Below are 20276 nucleotides of genomic sequence, written 5' to 3'. Positions count from 1 at the left end.
AGGCATAAAAAAGCCCCTACAAAGTAGAGGCTTTTCCTATCTAAGACTTAAATCTTAAGACACTTTATCACCCGGTTTAGCACCAGTTTCAGGTGAAATCACCCAAACACCTTCACCATTACCCGCAGCTAAAACCATACCGTTAGAAATACCAAAACGCATCTTACGCGGTGCAAGGTTAGCTACCATGACCACCAATTTGCCTTTAAGGTCTTCAGGTTGGTAGAACTCACGAATACCGCTAAACACGTTACGTGGCTCAGCTTCGCCGACATTTAAGGTCAATTGAAGCAGTTTGTCTGAACCTTCAACGTGAGCAGCTTCTAAAACTTCCGCTACACGTAAGTCAACTTTCATAAAGTCTTCGATACCGATAATTTCAGCTTCGCCAACTTTAAGCTCAGGTTTCTTTTCAGCTTTTTTCTCTTTTTTCTTCTCAGCCTTTGGTGCTTCAGCAGGGGCAGCCAAAGAATCTTTAGAGGCATCCACCATAGCAGCCACAGCTTTAGGATCAACACGTTGCATCAATGGTTGGAACAATGCAATTTCATGCGCAACCAATACTTGCTTACGAGATTCAAAATTGAAGCTGTCGAGTTGTAAGAACGCTTGAACTTGCTCTGCCAATGTTGGAAGTACAGGCGCAAGGTAAACCGCCAATTGACGGAACAGGTTGATACCGACAGAACATACGTCATGAACTTGTTGTTCTTCGCCTTCAATTTTTGCTAAAGCCCAAGGCTTTTTCTCATCGATGTATTGGTTGGCTTTATCAGCTAACGCCATGATTTCACGAATCGCTGTTGAAAATTCACGAGCTTCATACGCCTGAGCGATCGAATCACCCGCATCGATAAAGCTTTGAACCAATTCAGGCTCTGCACACGTTGCAGATAGTTTGTTATCAAATTTCGTGTTAATGAATTTCGCACAACGACTTGCGATGTTCACCACTTTACCAACAAGGTCAGAATTCACTTTTTGAACGAAATCATCAAGGTTCAAGTCAGAATCTTCAACTTTGTCTGAAAGTTTAGATGCGAAGTAGTAACGCAAATATTCAGGGTTTAAATGCTGTAAATACGTTTCCGCTTTAATAAACGTACCACGAGATTTAGACATCTTCTGACCGTTTACAGTTAAGAAACCGTTGACGAACAGGCTTGTCGGTGTACGGTAGTTCGCACCTTCAAGCATTGCAGGCCAGAACAATGCGTGGAAATACACGATGTCTTTACCAATGAAGTGATACACCTCATTTTTAGAATCTTTTTTCCAATAATCGTCAAAGCTTAGGTCAGGTCGTTTAGTTTTGATGTAGTTTTCAAAGCTAGACATATAGCCAATTGGCGCGTCTACCCAAACGTAGAAGTATTTGTTCGGTGCATCAGGAATTTCAAAACCGAAGTAAGGCGCATCACGTGAGATATCCCAGTCAGATAAACCTGCTTCAAACCATTCATCTAACTTGTTGGCAATCGACACAGGTAAACGACCTTCGTCACGTGTCCATTTTTGTAGGTATTCACCAAAGTTCGGCAGTTTAAAGAAGTAGTGATCTGAAGATTTTTCTACAGGTGTCGCACCGCTTAAAGTCGATTTTGGATTTAACAATTCAGTTGCGTTGTATGTTGTACCACACACTTCACATGAGTCGCCGTATTGGTCTTCCGCTTTACATTTCGGGCATGTACCTTTAATGAAACGGTCAGACAAGAACATGCCTTTTTCAGGGTCAAACAATTGCGTCACAGGGCGTACAGCAATATTGTCCGCTTCACGGTTCTTAATGTAAATCTCTGAAGCGCGTGCTTGGTTTTCAGGGCTATTAGTTGAGTCGTAATGGTCAAAGTCAACTCTAAAGCCAGCAAAGTCACGTTCATGTTCTTTTTGCACATTGGCAATTTGCTGTTCAGGCGAAATACCATTGGCTTCCGCACGTAGCATAATCGCTGTGCCGTGAGCATCATCCGCACATACATAAGTCACGTTATGACCCATTGCACGCATGGCACGAACCCAAATATCAGCTTGGATATAACCGAGTAAATGACCCATATGAATTGGGCCATTCGCGTATGGAAGGGCGTTAGTAACTAAAATATTACGCACGGATATGACTCTCTCATTCGTATTTATGCAATGGGCTGTAATTTTACATGAGATAGCCAGTACTTGCACAAGGGAATAGGTGAAATCTTTGCAAAAGTAAAAAAATCTATATTGCTGACACAATTACAGTGATAATAGGGCATAACTGTGATGCTTAAGAGTAAGAAGCCCATGTATGAAGATGACTATGAAGACGATCAGCCAATCACTCGTATTCCTCAAAATGAACAGCGTCATAAATTGGGACATCACATTATTAAAGATGCGCAGAAATATTTAGAACAGATTTCTGCAGATGAGCATGCCTTACTGATTCAAACCCTGCGTCATTTGGCACAAGATGAGCCTTATTTCGATATTTTGGCCGATGAACTAGATCAGCCTATAGAAATGAAAGTAGCGAATGATGCTTTAAATTTATTGTATTTTTGGCAACTGCTTCATCAACATGAAGATCAAAAACGGTTTCATTTACTCGATGCGATTAACACCGAGTTTTTTCAGATAGAAATGTTGAAAGCCTTTGATGCCTTAGAGATTGGTGAAAATAAAGCGCAACGTCGTTTGGTTCTACTTGAAGCTTTTAAACTGTATAAGCTGAATTTCCATGCCGGTTGTATCCCTGTCTTGTATGCACAGTTAGAAGGCATTTTAACGGATGTACTGATTCAAACGGGCTTTTTAAAGCAGAGCGGTACCAAGTTTGTCGATGTATATAAAATTGTACCCGGTCTAAAAGGCAGTGAAATTAAGAGTCTTTGGCATAAAGCAAAAATTGCCAATGAACTGAATCATTATTTTGCTGAATTAGCTGCTTATCAAATGGATAGCAGTTCAACAGTTGCGATGACGCGCCATAATATTTTACATGGAACAGAGCTTACCCATTTCAATCAAGGTCGTAGCTTTGTACTCTTTATTTGGTTATTTGCAGCAGTTAGTTTTATGAGCACAGTCAGCAAATAATCTTTTTATGTAGCGGTAAAGTGCGTCATTAGGGGCTTTACCGTTATTCCTTTTGCTTAATTTAGATTGATGAATATCAATACAATAAAAATAGCCTTTATATTTTTCAATGATTTAATACATTTAAACTCGGATCAATTTTAAATCCTAAACTTATGCCAAAAAGCATAAATGCAACGTCATGTAGCTCAATTGTTTCTAAATGCATATTTTTAAGGTCATCCCGTCAAAGCACGTTATAACTATTGTTAGACAATAACAGAGAAGAGGCGAGAACGATGACAACTGAAAATAAAATTGATCAATTGAAAGATAAAGCGTCAGAGTTGGGTGATGATCTAAAGCTCAAAGCCAAAGAGGCTCAACTTGAAGGTGAAAAAGCACTCGATGGTACAAAGCATAAAGTTGAAGAACTCAAGCTTGAGGGTGAAAAAACCTTAAATGACGCCAAACATGAACATGCAGAACAGCATGCTGAAACCAAAGACCGTCTAGAGCAGTTAAAAGCAGAAGCGAGTCATAAATTTGATGAAGCCAAAGTCAAAGCTTCCGAACTTAAACATGAGGCTGTCGAAAAATTTGATGAACTAAAAGTGCAGGCGACAGAGAAATTTGACGAGTTAAAAAAGAAAGCCACTGACACACTGAATAAGTTTAAAAAAGATGATCAAGCTTAATTGGGGCTGATCAAAAAAGCCGTTCTATCAAGAGCGGCTTTTTTAGGATTCATTGTTTTAATCCATCTAAATTTTCAGTTTTAATATTTTTGACTTGATCATCGACTATGGTAATCACATAGCGCATATTGGCAATTTCATAGGTGTAATCTACCGCTAGTTTCGCAGGCAGATTTTTCTCTTGCAGCGGATAAGACAGCATTTTCATCGGAGAAGCTTGCATACGCGAGCGCATGAGATCGATGCTATCACCAATCGCTACAGTTTGTCGGTCAGGTGTTTGAATGGCTTCAGTCGCAATTTCTGCATAGGCTGCTGAAGTCAGGAGCATCAAGGCACATAAAGTCGTTTTATAAATATTCTTCTTATAGATAGTCTTCGGATACATCGTCATCCCCATTTTAAAAACTAAAAAGCACAAAATGTGCCTTTAGATTGCACATCCATCGCTATGATTATTCTGTTGAAACGACTGAAATATAAACTGAAATTACGCTGAAAATGTATGGTTGATATGTAATCAATTCAAATTTAAAGGCTTTGGTTTAGCCGCAAAAATCAGTTGCAGGTGCATTTTTAAGTGTCACACGTTAGAAAAATTGTTTGAAAGCTGACTAAATTACTCAACTTTATAAGCTTATAGGGATAAGTCATTCATCTCCCTCTTACTCTGGGGCAGATGAACAGGTAAACTATCGCTATTATCTTTTGATGTTCCTGTTTGGAGACAACATAATGTCGTGGCTTTCTTCTCTAAAATCTGTGTTTTCACCCTCCCAAGAGGTGAAAGAAGAGGAAATCCAACAGGTTTTACAAAACTATGTACTTCCCAATTCAAATAATGCTTTAAAAGACCGTATTACACAGGTAAATGTGCAAGGTCAGATCTTACAGATCACGATTAATACCTTTCCTTCAGAAGCCGATGACTTACAAAAAATCCATGATGATTTGGCTGATGCGTTAGAAAAATGCGGCATTAACGAGCTGAATATGCATGTAATTCAACAAAAAACAGGGCATAAATCTGAAGGTGGTTGTGGTCATCATCATGCAGAAGGCGAAAGCTGTTCTAGCCAAGAAAAAGCTGAGAGTTCAGCAGCAAAACGTCAGTTACCTCCAGTTGTGGATGCGTCTGCGAAAACACCCGAAGCACCTGCCGAAGTTGATCCGAATAACCCACCGATTCAAAAAGCCGCTCCACAACAGCGTGATGTACCGAAACACCCACGCATTAAAAATGTCATTTTGGTGTCATCTGGTAAAGGTGGTGTGGGTAAATCGACCACCACAGTGAATTTGGCGCTTGCATTACAACAACTGGGTTTAAAGGTTGGGGTATTGGATGCAGACATCTATGGTCCAAGTATTCCAACGATGCTCGGCAATGCAGGCCGCACGCCGATGATTGAAGCTGAGCAATTTGTTCCTATCGAAGCATATGGTATGGCTGTACTTTCAATTGGTCACTTAACTGGGGATAACAATACGCCAGTGGCTTGGCGTGGGCCGAAAGCGACGGGGGCGTTAATGCAGCTCTTTAACCAAACTTTATGGCCTGATCTGGATGTATTGGTCATTGATATGCCACCAGGCACAGGTGATATTCAGTTAACGCTTGCACAACGTATACCAGTGACAGGTGCTGTGATTGTGACGACACCACAAAACGTTGCATTAATGGATGCGACCAAAGGTATTGAGTTGTTTAACCGTGTACACATCCCTGTGATGGGCGTGGTTGAAAATATGTCGACGCATATCTGTTCGAACTGTGGACATGAAGAGCAAATCTTTGGCACAGGTGGTGGCGACCAACTTTCAGCCCAATACGACATTCCACTCTTAGGCCGTTTACCGCTGAACGTACAAATTCGTGAAAATGCCGATGCAGGGAAACCGTCCGTGATTGCTGGTGATGATGCTGCTGAAAGCTATATGGCGATTGCGCAAAAAATTGCAGATGCATTGCCTCAGGCTGAAAAAGATAAAAACCGTATTTTCTAAGGGTTAACTGAAATTTAAGTTGATCGCATTAAATCTGGCCTAGTGCCAGATTTTTTTTCTTAATAAGACCCATTTTGATTTTTTTATAGGCAGTTGGTTGCTGTAATTACACAATATTACATTGTATACATATGTAACGCTATATTTTAGCGCTTTATCACACTCATTAAATTATCTTGATAAATAATGAGTTAACCAAATGAAAACTTTAGTCAAATCTATCGTTCTTGCTGTGAGTACAACTGTGTTCGCTGCTTCTGCAATGGCAAATACAACGGCTCCTGCGGCGAAACAGGTTGCGGGTCAAATTGCCCAACAAAAAATCGCTGCAAATTCAGATGTACAAAAAGCGGTAAAAGCAAAGTCTGAATCTGAAGCGAAAGCGGCAAAAAAAGTCAGCGATCAAAAATCAAAATTGACTACAAAAAGAACTTAAAGCGAAAAAAGCAGCTGAAGCTAAAGCAGAGAAAGCTGCAAAAGCCAAAGCCAAGGCAGATCAAAAAGTTGCTGAAAAGAAAGCAAAAATTGCAAAAGAAAAAGCCAAAGCTACGCAAAAAGCACAAACTGCACAAGACTTGAAAAAAGCGATTGTGGGTTAATCACTGAATATTGATTTTTCAGTGCGCCTGACTTCGGTCAGGCTTTTTTTTTGTCAAAATGAAAAAAAGCAGCGTTAAACATAAGACTTTTAGAGGATTTTGACTGCGTAGGTTTTTAAATTATACGCTGAAATATTTGCTTAATATTTTGATATTTAAACATAAAAATTAGTCATTACTAAAATTCATTAATCATCGTAAAATAAGTTTTTGCTAAGTCCAGCAAACTGAATTAATCTTCGCGGATTAAGTTTGAGGTCAAAGTATGATTTCATGGTTTTTTATTGGTCTAGTTATCAGTATTTTGTTAACGCCGGGACCAACCAATACGCTACTCGCATCTTCGGGTATTCAAGTTGGGCTACGTAAATCATTCCGACTCATTCCAGCGGAAGCCTTTGGTTATCTTATTTCGATTAGCCTATGGGGTTTTCTCATTGGTAAAATTTCCGTACATCTGCCTTTACTGCCGACCATTTTGAAATTGTTTAGTGCTGGCTATATTCTATTTTTGGCTATGCGATTATGGCGTACAGCAACTGTTGCTGAAAATTTTAATCAAAAGGGCATTCGTGCACGCGAACTTTTTGTTGCGACGTTATTAAACCCCAAAGCATTATTATTCGCATCTGCGATTTTTCCTGCATTGGCTTGGCAAAATGCGCAGTATTATGTAGCTCACATGCTAATTTTTTTGTTGTTGATCGTTCCTATTGCATTTTTTTGGACCTTTCTTGGTTCAGTTTTGGCATCGAATAAAATTAGTTGGCTCAATCAAGCCAATTTACAACGAACAGCGTCATTGGTCTTGGTTAGTTTTTCGATACCACTGAGTTATTCTGCGATTTTAAAACTCTAAATTGATTTCAAAATGACTAAATCCGCTTAGTTCGGCAAAGCTTATTTTCATTAAGTCGGATTTCAGTTAAAGTACCACGCAATAATTGATTTAAGTTTTTGGATAGAGATAAATGGCTATTAAGTCTGATCGTTGGATTCGCGAAATGAGCGAAAAACACGGCATGATTGAACCGTATGCAGAAAACCAAGTCCGTTATGATGAAAATGGCGAAAAGCTTATTTCGTATGGCGTGTCGAGCTATGGTTATGACGTGCGCTGTGCTCGTGAATTTAAAGTCTTTACCAATGTTCATTCAGCAATTGTTGACCCTAAAAACTTTGACGATAAAAGCTTTATTGATATCGAATCAGACGTTTGTATCATTCCGCCGAACTCGTTTGCACTAGCACGGACAGTCGAATATTTCCGTATTCCACGTAATGTTTTAACCGTTTGTTTGGGTAAATCAACCTATGCTCGCTGCGGTATTATTGTCAATGTGACGCCTCTTGAACCAGAGTGGGAAGGTCACGTGACTTTAGAATTTTCGAATACAACCAACTTACCTGCACGTATTTACGCGGGTGAAGGTGTCGCACAAATGTTGTTCTTCGAATCAGATGAAGTGTGTGAAACCTCTTATAAAGACCGTGGTGGTAAATACCAAGGTCAAACCGGTGTGACATTACCGAAAGCTTAATCCTTCGGATTGAGTTTAAAAAAGCGGGCGAATTAGCCCGCTTTTTTGTTGGGTCATTCATCGGAAAATAGACCATTCGGTGGGGAAGTTTTTGCAATTGAGTAATTATTCAGCATAATAAAAAGTTAAGTGACTGGTCTATCACAAGTCTCCATTTAAGGAATAAATGGACAATAACATCAAAGCCAGTTCTCAGGAATAAATATAAGAGAGATGCAGAGCATCTGATAAAAGGAAGGTCGAGATGACTCAATTCACCCAGGCTAAGTTATTCCGCCAGAGTTGCTTAGCAGCCGCAGTCAGCATTTTTGCTGCACCATCTGTATATGCGCTTCAAGATTTATCAGATGAAGCACTTTCAGCCACAACTGGTGAAGGTGTTGCACTCACTTTAGAAAATTTCAAAATGGTCTTTCAAGGCCCAAATGACCGTTCTACAGCTTCTAGTTATGCGTCAGGTATGGTTGATCCAGGGAAAAGCGATACAGGTTTTATTCGGATTATTCCTACAGGTGAAAACTATGAACAATTAGGCCAGCGTGCTTACGATAAAATCTATAAAGCTGCATATGTTGATGCCTATCAGCAAGGCCGAGTTACGGGCTATAACGGTGTTTATGACTCCACTTTCTTAAGTTCTAAAAGCACCTATGAGACCAATAATGCTACACGTATTACCAATGAAACCATAGCAACATATTCAACAGAATATCGTGGCCGATTAGTACAGTCTTATCTTGAATCACCAACGATGAAGGCATATTACGATCAGCGTTATGCAGATTATTATGATGGTTCATCGGCTGGCTTATCTTTTGAAAACGATGGCACAACGAAAGAATCAATTACACCGTTCTTAAAAGAAAAGTCTCAAGCTGCCGCTTTAAAAAATACCTATGAAATGATTGAGTTACTATACGGTAACAATAGTACGGGTAATTTACCGACCACTTCGACATTTTATAAAAATTATGTCTCGGGAAAAATTACACGTTCAAATATTATTGATACAACAAAAGATGCTCAGTTAAATGCCAAAGCTGCAGAAACCCTCAATCAGTTGGCAACGGACTATGCCAAGCTTGAAGCTCAAAAGGCAAGCGATGCAGCATTAGCAACCGTGAAGAAAAATGCTGAGATTACAGCAAAACAAATTGCTTCGACTGCGACCGTATCGAGTCTCAGATCGAAAGCAGATGTATTTATATATGGTTTAGCCCTGTCCAATAGCAAAGATAAAAATGGCAAAAGTTCATTAGCAACGCGCTATACAGACCAAGGATTTAATTGGGGTACAGCAGAAAACCCATGGCTTTTCCATGCGGGGAATCAAGATGTTGAACAATTTGCGAAAGATAATAAGGGGAATGTTGGTTACTTAGCGATTGAGGCACCATTAAAGAAAATTGCGGCAGATGATGCATCTAACAACATCAAGCTTGGTTTGTGGATGGATGTATTTTCACGGTCTTTAAATTCAAGTAATGTCGTCGATCCGATTACCGGTGCGCCGACCAGTGGCTTAGATAAAGATTATCGGTTACGGACTCAAATTGTTGCGAATGGTTTGAGTTTTAATGGTTCACAAGTTCGAATTTTTCAAACCCTAAAATCAACAAATACCAACTATAACCAAACTTTAGGTTTAGCCAGTTTAATTCGTATTAATACCAATGATCGTGCTGAGTCACTGAGTATCAATGACGGTGATTTGGATGCTCGCGGTATGCGTATCAGTACAGCTGCACGCTCCGAACTGGATGATGGTACTGCAGCGACACCAGCGATGGATCGATCTGCAGCTCCAATCTTTCATGAAACTGAAGGTCTATATTTATATAGCCCAAATATCAATTTAGTTTTAGGCAATATGTATCAGCCCTTTATTGTGGGTTCAGAAGGTCGAAATATTATTCTGGAAGTAACTCGTATTCCAAATGTGCCTTCTATTTACAGTAAAATTTATACCTACTATACGGATATCCCGGGTAATACCACCGGTACATCGGGTTTAACCGCTGCTGACTTTAAAGGTTCAACCTGTAACGTCTATAGTTGTGGTACGGAGTTAAAAGCAAACTCTTCAGATGCGACAGCACTATATCAAGGGCGTAATGCAACACATAGTAGTATTGCAATCGGTACAGTAGAGCGTTTGCCTGGTAATCTGCTGAATGCAAAAAGTACGGATACGGCGACAGGTGTGGTCTTTAAAGGTGTCAATGGACAAAGCACGAATTTAGGATCTGTTGCCATAGATGGCGTATTGATTCAGCACTTAAAAATAAGAACAACAGGGCTGTAGGAGAAATTACATGTATAAAATTTTATGCGCTGTTGTTTGTGCTGCACTGACACAAACTCATGCAGGCTTAGTGTCTATGGATAATAGCGAACTTACCGCTGCAACCGGTCAAGGCGGTGCTGATCTCAGTTGGACACTTTCATTAAACCATCAATACGCCAATGATATGTCGAAAAACAACATTTCTATCATGGATGCGAATGGAAAAACGACTCAAGCTTTTTATGGATATCAATGTTCATCCAATGAGTTTTGTCGCTTAGCACTTGCGCCCAATAATCATGTGGATGCAAATGGTAATAAGAAATGGTTGGTGTTTAAACAGTTTCAAGGAACGTTACAGATCGATCAATTTTCACTAGATGGTGTGACGATTATCAATCGTGAAGGCAATCCACAAACGGCTATGCAGTTGACATTTTATGATGATAAGCCATTAAAAATTAGAAATTTAGGTTTTGCTACGTTGGCGGTGGAAACAGGGACGACAGGTAAGGAAGGTTATGAAAATACCAGTACTTATACGACCTATACCGAAAAGAAAGCTGATGGAACAACTTCAACTTTAGCAGTGCCTGATTTTGATCGTGGTTCAGAACAAGGATTTATGGGTGTTAATGTGCATGGCAACATGCACATGAGTGGAAAGTTAAACATCTTCAGTTTTAACTGCACTGGAAATGGTGCAGGTCGCTGTTAATCAGCTGTGACTGAATATAAGGATATTGTGATGAAAAAAATAACAACTTTAACGGCACTCGCAACCAGTATTTTACTTGCTCAACATGCATATGCTTTTGAAGCGATGACCGATGAAAGCTTGGGTGCAGTTACTGGCCAAGATGGTATTTCGATTACCCATGAAGTTTCTAGAGTCAAAGTTGATCAGTTAAATTGGGTTGACCCAACTGACCAAAATAAGATGAAAATGGGTTTGCACAATGTACAAATAGATGGCGTTGGGCAAAGCACCATTACATCAAAATTAGATTTTGATGTTGGGACTACGGATGCTGGTGTAGGCATGCGTATAGCTGCAAGTGTCAGTCCATTTACGGCTGTTGCGCAAAATATTATGCTGCTGTGTCAAGGCACAACGTGCCAAACGCCTACGCAAAATTTAGGTTCACTTACGATTGCAACATCTTCACCTTTAAAAGTATTACTTGAAACCAGTAATGGTCTATTTAACCGTAATGATACGGCATATATGGAATTTCAATTGCAAAATGCCAGTATTAGTCATGGTATGAATGGACATAGCGTAACCTTAAAGGACTTTAACTTTAACTTTGCTGGTTCAGGTTATATGTATGTCGCAGCTGATGAAGGCATTGTTCTCACCACAAAATCCATAGGGAGCAAAGACCATGCGGTCAATTTGGGGCGGGTAAAGGATACTTCAGATGTACATAGCTCACGTAGCGATGCCACAAACCCCGGCGTTAATATCGATTTACGATACGGTACCGATGGTGGTGCACAGCGCAATTTAATTCGTATGGGAGCATCGGGTGCTGTCACTAATGCACGAGTTGCCTTAAATGCCAATCAAGAAGGAATTAAAGATTTTGGTCTAGCAACGAAAGCTTCAGGATATGAGTCCGTTGGTTCAGGTGGTTTACATTTAGGTGTGCGCGCGGATTTCACTTCAAAAGATGATCCGAGTCTTGTTGCAGGTCAAGCACCGACAACCTTAGAAATTGGCCATACGGGTATTGGTAGTTATGCCATTGAATTTTCTAATTTAACGTCTTTAGTTGCTGATAAAAATGCCTATATTGATTTTGGCGATATTTATATCAATACCATTCAAGCAAAAAGCCTTGATTTTCTGGTAAATGATAAATTAAAAGCGACATTAGGTTTAACCAATAATGTTTTAACCCAAAACTTGTCAAATCAAACGGCGGGTGGAAATTTTGCACTTGTGGCGATTCGTGGTATGGATTTTCAGTCCATCGCGCGTACCGCACGATTTATTTCGGATAACTCAATTGCTGCAATTGCAAGTAATGACAACAGTTGGGGGATTGGTATCCCAATTTATAATATGAATGCCAACGTTGCATTATCAGAGAAAAAATACAGTTATAAAAATGCGGCTGAAAAATCAGGTATTGGCTATAACCTTGTAATGAGCACAGATGGTTATGGTGTTGATAAAAAAACAGGAACACCAAGTACAACTTCCATTATTTTGATTGATGGTAAAAAAGGTATTAATGGTCAAGAAGTCAATTATTATGCCGGCTTGCGAAACATCAATGCACTTATTCAATCTGATGGTGTGATTGGCTATGAAAATGATGGCATCTATGTACGTGCAGATAATTTATTGATTGCAGCTAATGCCGAGTTAGCGATTGGTCAACTTCCGGGTTCAACCTATAACTGTGCGACTACAGCTTCTGCCAAATGTGGGACTACAGTACCTTTAGATAATTTCTCTAAACGTGATGATGTGTTGACGAATATTGCGTTTAAACTCGATGGTAAAGGTGAGCTATTTATAGTACCGGGTCTAAATGACAGTGCAGAAAATAATTATTTATCTTTCCGTGGAAGCTTTGAATTTAAAGCATTAACAGATGCTGAAAAGAAAGATCAAAAAGTTATGGGAAGCTATTTAAGTTTGATGAATGAAGATGTAAATGCCAGCGGTGTCGTTTCAGCTTCAAGTATCAATATTAATAAAATGCAGGGCGATCTAGGCTTTGATGCTCGAATTAAAATGAAACAAGATTCGGTAGAGTTTGATAATCAGGTAAAATTCAATCCAACCAATAATATGTCTAAAGCGTTTCGTGCAGAAGTTTCGATGTTAACAAATGGCAATATGCAAAAGATGGCGGATATTGCCCTAACCGGTGGAACAATGCGAAGTACGATGGGGATTACTCCACGCTAGTAAAATTAAATCAATAACAAATAAATAAAATAACGAACAGGGAATTTGTTATGAAAAAGAAGTTAATCAGAGGTTTGATATTCTCGACATTTGCGATGAGTAGCTTATCTCATGCAATGATGGCTTTAGATGATGAAAGCTTATCAAAAGTTGATGGTCAAGCTTTACTCTCCATGGAATATACGCAGGGGTATAATTCTGTGGATGAGAGTGGACAAGCTGTTGACCAATCCAAAGTTGGCTTTTATAAACTTGGTTTGGAAGCTGAAATGGAGCTCAATGCCAATATTAAAAAGCTCCAATTGGGTTGTGGTGGTGCAAATGGCTCAGGTGCTTGTGATATTGATATTGATCATATTTCACTGAGTGGATTGCCTGCAAATAGCAATTATACGTCGGATGAACGTGCGGCAACTTCTGCTTTGTTGACCAATCCTTTTATCGAAATTGCAATTAAAGATCCGAAATCAGCGGCAACTCGTGAAGTGATGGGTTTTCGTCTGAGCGCTGAAAAAATTTCTGGATTAATGACATTAGGTACAGAAAATAGCAATACACCCAATGGTATCAATACCTTTAGTGGTTATATGAAAACAAAAGCGTCTGCGGGTGTTGCAACAACTGCCGAGCGTGTGATGGACTATGCTTCTACGCAGCAATACATTGAAGGGGCTGTTAAGGGGACATTATTTGGTGCTGAAGTTGATCGACCACTTCACTACAAATCAGATAATTATTCTTTTAATTTAAAATCAACCACGGCTCCTTTTACGATTCCAGCCACTGTTGTGAGTGGGAATCGAATGACAGATGTACAGTTAAAGGGTACAGGAACTGTTGATCGTATAGATTTTAGTGGTCCATTAGAAGCTCAAATCTCTCTACTCGGTTTAAACATTAATTTGGATAAAGATGTGACGGGGTATCTTACTGGGTTAAAAACCGATATTACGGTAAATCAAAGTTTAGGTTTGATTCACGCACTTTATCTAAATAACCCTGCTTCGCTATCATTACAAGCTCAAAAAATACTCTGGCCTGGTGCTGCAGTCGCAGCAGAAAGAGGGTGGTGGCTGGCGATGGAAGATGAAGTTGATTTGGGCAGTATTACACCATCAGATAAAGTGGCGATTACAGATGAGGTATTGAAACAAACGATCGCCGGAATTAACCATGATCTAAGTACCAATGTTCGTAACTGTGGAGATTTAATCTTTGGTTGTGTTGCAGGTTCGGCTTTGGATGTTAAGGAGATTAAAAACCCGTCATTAATTGATTTCCCATTAACCAATTTAAAACTGTCTGGACAAGAGTTTCGTTCTAACTGCTTCGGCGGTCTGAAATTCTGTTAAGGCTTAAAATATTTCACATAAAAAATCCCGCACGTAGCGGGATTTTTTATGTTTAGCGCAAATTATTTTGCAATTTTCGCTAAAAGGTCTACTTTACTTAAGTTGCTTGATTCTTCATCACGGCGACCTTTGTACTCAAATGTACCAGCATCCAAACCTTTCTCGCCAATGACAATACGGTGTGGAATACCTGTTAACTCGATATCAGAGAATTTAACACCAGGACGTTCATTACGATCATCAAGAAGTACATCATAACCAGAAGCAGTTAATTCTGCATACAGTGCTTCAGCAGCTTCCATTGTACGCGGTGACTTATGTGCATTCATTGGCACAATAGCAACTTCGAAAGGAGCAATTGCAGATGGCCAGATAATCCCTTTGTCATCGAAGTTTTGTTCAATTGCAGAAGCAACAACACGGGTTACACCAATACCGTAGCAACCCATAGTCACAACGAGAGGTTTGCCATCTTCACCTAAAACTTTACAGCCAAGTGCTTCAGAGTATTTTTGACCCAACTGGAAGATATGACCAACTTCGATACCACGTTTAATCAAGATTGTACCTCGACCATCTGGAGAAGGGTCACCTTCAACAACATTACGCAGGTCATAAACTTCGGTGTATTGTGCATCACGTTCCCAGTTTACACCTACAGCATGTTTATCAACTTGGTTCGCACCAGCAACAAAGTCTGAAAGTACAGACGCTGCACGGTCAACAATAACGGTAATGCCTTTTTCGGTTAAGCCTTGAGGGCCACAGAAACCAGCAGTTAAGCCTAAGTCAGCTAATTGTGCTTCAGTTGCAAAAGTTAATGGAGCAGCAATTAATGGGTGTTTTTCTGCTTTAATTTCATTCAGTTCATGGTCGCCACGTAGGAATAAGGCAACCACTGGTGCAGCTTTACCTTCTTCAGCAACACCTTGAACCAATAATGCTTTGACAGATTGAGTAGGGTCTGATTTAAGGAATTCAGAAACCTCAGCAATGGTTTTCTGATTTGGTGTATCAACAATTTCAAGTGCTTTAGTCGGAGCAGCACGTTCACCTACTAATACTGCTTCCGCCATTTCTACGTTAGCAGCATAATCTGACTCTGTAGAGAATGCGATGTCATCTTCGCCGCTAGACGCAAGGACGTGGAATTCGTGTGAACCAGAACCACCAATTGAACCTGTATCCGCTTGAACTGGACGGAAATTTAAACCTAAACGAGTGAAAATCTTGCAATAAGCTGCATACATCTTGTCATAGGTTTCTTGTAAAGAAGCTTGGTCAACATGGAAAGAATAGGCATCTTTCATGATGAATTCACGTGAACGCATCACACCGAAACGAGGGCGGATTTCGTCACGGAATTTAGTTTGTACTTGGTAGAAGTTTGCAGGCAATTGCTTATAGCTTTTCAATTCATTGCGAGCAAGATCTGTAATTACTTCTTCATGTGTAGGGCCAAGTACAAAGTCATTGTTATGACGGTCTTTAAAACGTAAAAGTTCTGGACCATATTGTACGAAACGACCTGATTCTTCCCATAAAGATGCGGGTTGAGTGACAGGCATCAGGACTTGAAGTGAACCAGCACGATCCATCTCTTCGCGGATAATCGCTTCAACTTTATTTAATACGCGAACGCCCATCGGCAGCCAAGTGTATAAACCTGAAGCCAATTTACGAATCATCCCGGCACGAAGCATAAGCTGATGTGAAATAACTTCAGCATCGTTTGGGGTTTCTCTTAACGTTGCAAATAAAAAGCGACTCGCGCGCATGGAAACTGTCCTAAAAAATTAAGCGTTAAAGTGGAGAGTATACAATAAAAAATGAGGTGAACATTTTCCAAAGTCACCTCATTTTAGATTTTGTCATTATGACATGATTTTTTTGGCCTGACGTGCAAGGAAGTTTCGGAAATCATCCAAATAGGTAAAAATCACCGGCACAACCACAAGTGTTAGTAGGGTAGAGGTAATCACCCCGCCAATCACGGCATGTGCCATAGGCGCACTTTGTTCACCGCCTTCACCCAGACCAAGTGCAAGCGGAACCATACCCATCACCATTGCACTGGTGGTCATTAAAATGGGGCGTAAACGGGTTTTACCTGCTTCAATAATTGCGTCATAACGATCTACACCATGATCCATGGCTTTTTTAATAAAGTCGATGAGTAGAATTGCGTTCTTTGTCACCAAGCCCATGAGCATAATAATCCCGATAATGGAAAAGAGGTTCATGGTTGAATTAAATAAGAATAAGGCTAAGAACACCCCAATCAATGATAAGGGTAATGAAGCCATAATGGCTGCAGGGTGAATGAAGCTATTAAATTGTGAACCCAAAACAATATAAATAAATACAATAGAGAGGGTAATTGCAGTCATTGCATAACCCGCAGACTCAGCCATATCTTTATTGGCACCTTGCGTGACAAAACTATAACCTGGTGGCAAGTCGAAGTTTTTCTCTATCTCATTGATTTCGGCACCAATATCACCCGCAGGACGTCCTGCTGTGTTGGCTTCAACCATTACTTCACGTGCCAGATCACGACGGTTAATTTGTGAAGCACCAAGTGTTTCTTCAAAGCTTGCCACACTTGCCAATGGAACTAAAATAGGTAAGCCTGCAGCATCGGTTTTTTGTGATGTGATGTACATGCTTTGAATGTCAGTTGGCAGTCGACGCTGATCTTCAGTGAGTCTTAAATTTACATCATAGGTTTCGCCTTTATCATCCTTCCACGTTGTTACATTATCACCCGCAAGAAGAGGGCGTAATACATTGGCGATTTGATTGACGGATAAACCTAAATCACTGGCTAAAACGCGATTGATATGTACACCTAAGGTCGGTTTAGGTTCTTTGAGTGAGCTTTCTAAGTCGACAATACCGTCGACTTTCGAAATTTCTTTCATGAAGCGGTCAGAAATGCGTTGTAACTCATCTAAGTCTGGTCCTTTAATCGAGATCATAACCGGCTTTTGGCCGCCCGATACTGTTTCATCAGCTGAGGCAATCGAGGTAATGGTAATACCTGCTACATGTTTTAAGCGGGTACGGAATTCATTGTTGAGATCCGTTAATGTTTGACTACGCTCCGTACGTGGTGAAACAGTGACACGAATGCTAGCATGGTTTTTACCCCGATCAGTGGCACTATTAATTGCACCATAAGTGGCTTTGACTTCTGGATGTTGGCGAATTATACGATCTACTTGCTTAAGCTTAGCCTGCGAATATTCAAGGGTTGCATCAACTGGTGTTTCAAATTTGATCCGAATTTCACCTTTGTCTGGTACGGGTACAAATTCAGTTCCGATCATTTTGGATAAACCTAATGCACCAAATAAAGACGCGACGGCGATTAAAAGGGTAATGAGCCTAAATTTTAAAGCAAGCTTGAGTAATTTTTCATAATGATGGCTTAGGTTGTCGAGCTTGCCCGAAATCCAGTTAAAAAAACGTTTGATTTTACCCGGCTTTTTATTTGGATCGTGGCGCTCTGCCCAGTGAGCAGACAACATCGGGTCAAGGGTGAAACTCACAAACATTGAAATCAGTACAGCGGTACTGACGGTTACACCAAATTGATAGAAGAAACGCCCAATAATGCCGCCCATAAATGCCACAGGTAAAAATACCGCGACAATGGTCAATGTTGTGGCCAATACGGCTAAACCAATTTCTTTTGTGCCGTCGAGTGCAGCGGTGACGTGGTCCTTGCCCATATCGGCATGGCGGACAATATTTTCACGAACCACAATGGCATCATCAATGAGTAGACCGATACTTAGTGAGAGAGCCAGTAGGGTCATCATATTGATAGTAAAACCAAAAATCCAAACAAAGGTGAGGGTACCTAGTAGCGAAATCGGTAGGGTTAAACCTGTAATGGCTGTCGAACGAAATGAGCCGAGAAATAACAATACAATGAGTACCGCAAGTACTGCACCTTCAATAATCGTACGTGCCACGTCTTTAATGCTGCCACGAATACCTTTTGAAGAATCAACCACAATTTCTGCGGTCGTGCCTTTCGGCAATTGCTGTTGGATTTTACTTAAGGTTTTACGGGTATTATCAACTACCTCAATCACATTAGAGTCCGAACTTCTTAGAATGTCGACAGCGACGGCTGTTTTACCATTCAGATAAGCACTCGACTCCATTTCAGCTTGGCTATCTTCTATCTCGGCAATTTGTTTGAGATAAATCGGCGCGCCATTTTTATTGGCAACCACTAAATCACAGAATGAGTTTGGGTGAATAACCCGAGATTTAATTTCGACCACCAATTCTGAGTTCTTTTGTTTTAAAGTTCCTCCCGGAACTTCAATATTTTCAGATTTTAGGGTGTTTATAACTTGATCGATCCCAATCCCGAAACTTTGTAATTTTTGCGGATTTACTTGAATACGAATTTGACGCTGCGCATCACCCAATAAATTGACCGTACCGACACCGGGAACCGTTCTAAGCTGGGGCACAATCCGTTGATTCAGATAGGAGCTCAAATCACGTAAAGACATGTCCTTCGATTCAAAAACAATCGACATAATTGCACTGGCAGTAGGGTCGTAGCGCTCTACAATCGGGTCATCAATTTCATCACGAAATTGTGCAGTTACTGGTGCAATTTTATCTCGAATATCTTGTGCAGCTACAGAGGACGAGACATCTAGATTAAATTCGACAATGACCGTGGATAAACCTTCACTGGACTGTGAAATGACTTGCTTAAGGCCTGAAATCGTATTGATCTGATCTTCAAGTTTCTTGGTGATCTCAGATTCGACAGACTCAGGAGAAGCACCCGGATAGTTGGTGTAGACTACAACAAAAGGGAAGTCGACATCAGGAAACTCCTCAACGCCCATACGTTGCCAAGATGCGAGTCCTAACACCATCAGACAAAACATCATCATGAAGGTGAAAACAGGATATTTCACACTAATTCGGGTTAACCACATAACAATAGTCCTGCCTTATTCTTTTAATTTTGGCTGATACTTACATCTTGTTTGATATCTGAATCATTAAATTTAATTCGGCTGATCAGATCACTATTTTGTAAGCCCTGAACAATCGCGGTGTTATTGCTATAACTCTGATTCAAAATTTGTACAGGCACTTTGGCAATTTTATTTTGACGAATGACCCAAACGTAAGGTTTGTCTTTTAGATTTTGAATGGTGTCGAGTGGAATTTTTTGGCCTGAAATATTATCCGTGCCTAAGATGTGACCTTCGACAAAAGCACCAATACTTAATGAAGTAATAGTTTCATTTGGGGCTGCAAAAAATTCAATTTGACGACTGGCTTGATCGGCAATCGGTGAAATCCGGCTGATTTGTGCTGTGAGTAAATTGCTATTACCTTGGATGCTATATTCAATCTTTTGTCCAATTTTCAGTGCAGCTTGCTGATCACTTGGTAATTTGGCTTGAATTTCTAATTGGTCTGGATTGACAATTTCAAAAAGGGTTTGTCCGGCAGCAACCGTTTGTCCCGGTTCAACATCACGTTTGGTAATCACGCCTTGGATAGGGCTATAAATGGTACCATCTTGACTGGCTTTTCGAGCAATATCGACATTAGCTTGTTGGGCACGAACATTTTCCATTTGAGCTTGGTAATCGACACGACTTTGTTCAAACTCTACTTTGGAAAGGCTTTGTTGCACAAAGATTTGAAATGCAAAGCGCCCCTAATTGATCCAAATTTAAGGCGTAACTTGGGTAAGTGGGCGACCTAATTCCGTAAATCTGTTAAGGACTGCTACACGTGCATGGATCTC

Annotated in this window: 14 protein-coding genes and 1 pseudogene; 10 read left to right on the top strand and 5 right to left on the bottom strand. The window is 40.2% G+C overall.

The window, feature by feature from the left end; genetic code table 11:
* Positions 1–54: 54 nt before the first annotated feature.
* Positions 55–2112: a methionine--tRNA ligase gene (gene metG / locus FTU22_RS10330; RefSeq protein ID WP_180094335.1), complete on the bottom strand. Its 2058-nt coding sequence runs from the start codon at positions 2110–2112 to the stop codon at positions 55–57.
* Positions 2113–2283: 171 nt separating this feature from the next.
* Between metG and FTU22_RS10325 the strand changes: the two genes are divergently transcribed.
* On the top strand, positions 2284–3078 hold the full coding sequence (locus FTU22_RS10325) for a hypothetical protein (RefSeq protein WP_180094440.1): 795 nt from the start codon (positions 2284–2286) through the stop codon (positions 3076–3078).
* A gap of 278 nt (positions 3079–3356) precedes the next feature.
* Positions 3357–3755, top strand: a complete 399-nt coding sequence (locus FTU22_RS10320) for a hypothetical protein (RefSeq protein ID WP_180007518.1) — start codon at positions 3357–3359, stop codon at positions 3753–3755.
* A 49-nt stretch (positions 3756–3804) separates the two neighbouring features.
* On the opposite strand, the gene FTU22_RS10315 is transcribed toward FTU22_RS10320, so the two are convergent.
* Entirely contained in the window at positions 3805–4143 is a 339-nt protein-coding gene (locus FTU22_RS10315; protein ID WP_180094326.1) for a hypothetical protein, read from the bottom strand.
* 347 nt (positions 4144–4490) lie between these two features.
* Between FTU22_RS10315 and apbC the strand changes: the two genes are divergently transcribed.
* From apbC to FTU22_RS10275, 8 genes are all read left to right on the top strand, one after another.
* Entirely contained in the window at positions 4491–5762 is a 1272-nt protein-coding gene (apbC, locus tag FTU22_RS10310; protein ID WP_180094324.1) for an iron-sulfur cluster carrier protein ApbC, read from the top strand.
* A gap of 199 nt (positions 5763–5961) precedes the next feature.
* Positions 5962–6198, top strand: coding sequence for a hypothetical protein (locus FTU22_RS10305; protein ID WP_180094322.1), 237 nt, complete (start codon positions 5962–5964; stop codon positions 6196–6198).
* A 428-nt stretch (positions 6199–6626) separates the two neighbouring features.
* A complete protein-coding gene (locus FTU22_RS10300) occupies positions 6627–7220 on the top strand; it encodes a LysE family translocator (protein ID WP_078192265.1) in 594 nt (197 codons plus the stop codon).
* 112 nt (positions 7221–7332) lie between these two features.
* Positions 7333–7902 carry a dCTP deaminase gene (gene dcd, locus FTU22_RS10295; RefSeq protein ID WP_005008040.1) on the top strand — a complete coding sequence of 190 codons (570 nt, stop codon included), beginning with the start codon at positions 7333–7335 and terminating at the stop codon, positions 7900–7902.
* Between the two features lie 244 nt (positions 7903–8146).
* Positions 8147–10207 (top strand): hypothetical protein, encoded by a 2061-nt coding sequence (locus FTU22_RS10290; RefSeq protein ID WP_180094320.1) that lies wholly within the window; start codon positions 8147–8149, stop codon positions 10205–10207.
* Positions 10208–10217: 10 nt separating this feature from the next.
* The gene (locus tag FTU22_RS10285) at positions 10218–10907 is read left to right on the top strand and encodes a hypothetical protein (RefSeq protein WP_111884916.1); all 690 of its coding nucleotides are present in this window, start codon (positions 10218–10220) and stop codon (positions 10905–10907) included.
* A 30-nt stretch (positions 10908–10937) separates the two neighbouring features.
* The gene (locus FTU22_RS10280; protein ID WP_180094318.1) at positions 10938–13118 is read left to right on the top strand and encodes a DUF6160 family protein; all 2181 of its coding nucleotides are present in this window, start codon (positions 10938–10940) and stop codon (positions 13116–13118) included.
* 50 nt (positions 13119–13168) lie between these two features.
* The gene (locus tag FTU22_RS10275; protein WP_180094316.1) at positions 13169–14470 is read left to right on the top strand and encodes a hypothetical protein; all 1302 of its coding nucleotides are present in this window, start codon (positions 13169–13171) and stop codon (positions 14468–14470) included.
* Positions 14471–14532: 62 nt separating this feature from the next.
* On the opposite strand, the gene FTU22_RS10270 is transcribed toward FTU22_RS10275, so the two are convergent.
* From FTU22_RS10270 to FTU22_RS10260, 3 genes and pseudogenes are all read right to left on the bottom strand, one after another.
* Entirely contained in the window at positions 14533–16248 is a 1716-nt protein-coding gene (locus tag FTU22_RS10270) for a proline--tRNA ligase (protein WP_180094314.1), read from the bottom strand.
* Between the two features lie 96 nt (positions 16249–16344).
* A complete protein-coding gene (locus tag FTU22_RS10265) occupies positions 16345–19449 on the bottom strand; it encodes an efflux RND transporter permease subunit (protein ID WP_180094312.1) in 3105 nt (1034 codons plus the stop codon).
* Positions 19450–19472: 23 nt separating this feature from the next.
* A pseudogene (locus tag FTU22_RS10260) lies at positions 19473–20159 on the bottom strand (efflux RND transporter periplasmic adaptor subunit); the annotation flags it as partial.
* Positions 20160–20276: the final 117 nt, after the last annotated feature.

This window comes from Acinetobacter sp. YH12076 (assembly GCF_013419525.1).
In the GTDB taxonomy this organism is placed as follows: Bacteria; Pseudomonadota; Gammaproteobacteria; order Pseudomonadales; family Moraxellaceae; genus Acinetobacter; species Acinetobacter amyesii.
This window is presented reverse-complemented; position numbering and strand designations above follow the sequence as displayed.

Bases quoted from the DNA above. Each gene is read 5' to 3' on its own strand.
- FTU22_RS10325 (WP_180094440.1), top strand. From the start codon at position 2,284: ATGTATGAAGATGACTATGAAGACGATCAGCCAATCACTCGTATTCCT.
- FTU22_RS10320 (WP_180007518.1), top strand. From the start codon at position 3,357: ATGACAACTGAAAATAAAATTGATCAATTGAAAGATAAAGCGTCAGAG.
- FTU22_RS10315 (WP_180094326.1), bottom strand. From the start codon at position 4,143: ATGTATCCGAAGACTATCTATAAGAAGAATATTTATAAAACGACTTTA.
- apbC (WP_180094324.1), top strand. From the start codon at position 4,491: ATGTCGTGGCTTTCTTCTCTAAAATCTGTGTTTTCACCCTCCCAAGAG.
- FTU22_RS10305 (WP_180094322.1), top strand. From the start codon at position 5,962: ATGAAAACTTTAGTCAAATCTATCGTTCTTGCTGTGAGTACAACTGTG.
- FTU22_RS10300 (WP_078192265.1), top strand. From the start codon at position 6,627: ATGATTTCATGGTTTTTTATTGGTCTAGTTATCAGTATTTTGTTAACG.
- dcd (WP_005008040.1), top strand. From the start codon at position 7,333: ATGGCTATTAAGTCTGATCGTTGGATTCGCGAAATGAGCGAAAAACAC.
- FTU22_RS10290 (WP_180094320.1), top strand. From the start codon at position 8,147: ATGACTCAATTCACCCAGGCTAAGTTATTCCGCCAGAGTTGCTTAGCA.
- FTU22_RS10285 (WP_111884916.1), top strand. From the start codon at position 10,218: ATGTATAAAATTTTATGCGCTGTTGTTTGTGCTGCACTGACACAAACT.
- FTU22_RS10280 (WP_180094318.1), top strand. From the start codon at position 10,938: ATGAAAAAAATAACAACTTTAACGGCACTCGCAACCAGTATTTTACTT.
- FTU22_RS10275 (WP_180094316.1), top strand. From the start codon at position 13,169: ATGAAAAAGAAGTTAATCAGAGGTTTGATATTCTCGACATTTGCGATG.
- FTU22_RS10270 (WP_180094314.1), bottom strand. From the start codon at position 16,248: ATGCGCGCGAGTCGCTTTTTATTTGCAACGTTAAGAGAAACCCCAAAC.
- FTU22_RS10265 (WP_180094312.1), bottom strand. From the start codon at position 19,449: ATGTGGTTAACCCGAATTAGTGTGAAATATCCTGTTTTCACCTTCATG.